Here is a 1,857-nt window from a genome sequence, read left to right as displayed (position 1 = left end):
GTTTGTGCGCCCAGCATGGGCGCACTCCTGCGGGTGCAAGTCCCGCCATAAGCTGGTCACAGCGAATGAAGTGAAGCGCAACTGCATGAGGGCGACCGAGTGTGGGGAGGAAGCGTGGAGCGTAAATCGCGAGCCGATGAACAAGAATCGCATAGAAGGCGCTGCCGAGCAGGGCGAGCGGGCAAATCTCCGCGAAGCTCTTGTGACCAAGGCGAAGCGGCGTAGATGCGGCGGTTGTGCGATGAAGGAGTGCGTTCTTACCTGGGGACGCCTCGCCTCATGCCTGAAAGGGCGACGGTGCTGAACCGGAGCGAGGTCTCAGCAGAGGTCATAGTAGCCACAGGACAGGCCGGCGAGGCTGGAGCTGGTGGCGAAGGACCGAACGGAAAGGAGTGTTCAACGACATGCCGACGCAACAGGCAAGGCGTCAGATGCCCGCGCGAGCGGGGCAAGCGGTGGCGGCGCGCGGTGAAGCTGCGCGTGAAGCCGTGAGCGACGAAGCCTGGGGCTCGCGGTATGAGACGAAGAGCACAGGGTCAGCGCTGCTTGCTGCGGCGCTGACGAGAGAGAACCTGCAGCAGGCACTCAGACGGGTGCGGGCCAACAAGGGTGCGCCGGGCGTTGACGGGCTGGACATTGACCAGACTGCGCGACACCTGACGACAGCCTGGCCGGCAATACGTGAGCAACTGCTGCGGGGGACCTACCGGCCGATGCCGGTGCGGCGGGTGACGATCCCGAAACCGGACGGTGGCGAGCGCGAGCTGGGCATCCCGACGGTGACGGATCGACTGATCCAGCAGGCGTTGCTGCAGGTGCTGCAACCCGTACTGGACCCCACCTTCAGCGAGCACAGCTACGGCTTCCGGCCCGGGCGGCGTGCGCACGATGCGGTGCTGGCTGCGCAGTCGTACGTGCAGTCGGGGCGGCGGATCGTGGTGGACGTCGACCTGGAAAAGTTCTTTGACCGGGTCAATCACGACATTCTCATCGACCGGCTGCAGAAGCGTATCGGAGATCCGGGCGTCATCCGGCTGATCCGGGCGTACCTGAATGCGGGCGTGATGAACGATGGCGTGGTTCAGGCGCGGCATGAGGGGGCGCCCCAAGGCGGTCCACTCTCACCGTTGCTGGCAAACGTGCTGCTCGACGAGGTGGACAAGGAGCTGGAGCGACGGGGTCATTGCTTCGTGCGCTACGCCGACGATGCGAACGTGTACGTTCGCTCACGCCGTGCGGGCGAACGAGTGATGGCACTGTTGCGACGGCAGTACGAGCGGTTACGCCTGAAGATCAACGAAGCCAAAAGCGCGGTGGCGAGCGTGTTTGGTCGCAAGTTCCTGGGCTACAGCCTGTGGGTAGCTGCGGGTGGCGCGATCAAGCGCAAGGTGGCAGTCAAACCATTGGCCACGTTCAGGCAGCGCGTGCGGGAACTGACGCGTCGGGGCGGACGTAGTCTGAAGCAGGTGGTGGAGAAGCTGCGCCCCTACCTGTTGGGCTGGAAAGGCTACTTCCGTCTGGCGCAGACGCCGGGCGTGATGCGGGACCTGGACAAATGGGTGCGCCATCGCCTGCGCGCGATCCAGTTGAAGCACTGGAAGCGCGGCACGACCATGTATCGTGAGTTGTGCGCACTTGGCGCGGCTCATGACGTGGCGCGACAGGTGGCGGGGAACAGCCGTCGCTGGTGGCGCAACAGCGGCAAGCTGCTCAACGGCGTGCTGCCCATTGCATGGTTCGACCGACTAGGCCTACCCCGTCTCTCCTGACCTCAACTTCCCGAACCGCCCGGTGCGGGCCCGCATGCCGGGTGGTGTGGCAGGGGCGTAGCCTGTTGGCTACCCCCTATGCCGATTG

The 1,857-nt window shown here is 64.9% G+C and carries 1 protein-coding gene; it reads left to right on the top strand.

The features are described 5' to 3' along the window. The first annotated feature begins 404 nt into the window (after positions 1 to 404). Positions 405 to 1,769 carry a group II intron reverse transcriptase/maturase gene (ltrA, locus tag ACTJLB_RS32375; protein ID WP_408194708.1) on the top strand — a complete coding sequence of 455 codons (1,365 nt, stop codon included), beginning with the start codon at positions 405 to 407 and terminating at the stop codon, positions 1,767 to 1,769. Positions 1,770 to 1,857 lie beyond the last annotated feature (88 nt).

This window comes from Paraburkholderia sp. 22098 (assembly GCF_052045935.1).
GTDB classification, from domain to species: domain Bacteria; phylum Pseudomonadota; class Gammaproteobacteria; order Burkholderiales; family Burkholderiaceae; genus Paraburkholderia; species Paraburkholderia caledonica.
The sequence above is the reverse complement of the archived record's forward strand: the minus strand, read 5'-3'. Positions and strand labels throughout refer to the sequence as shown.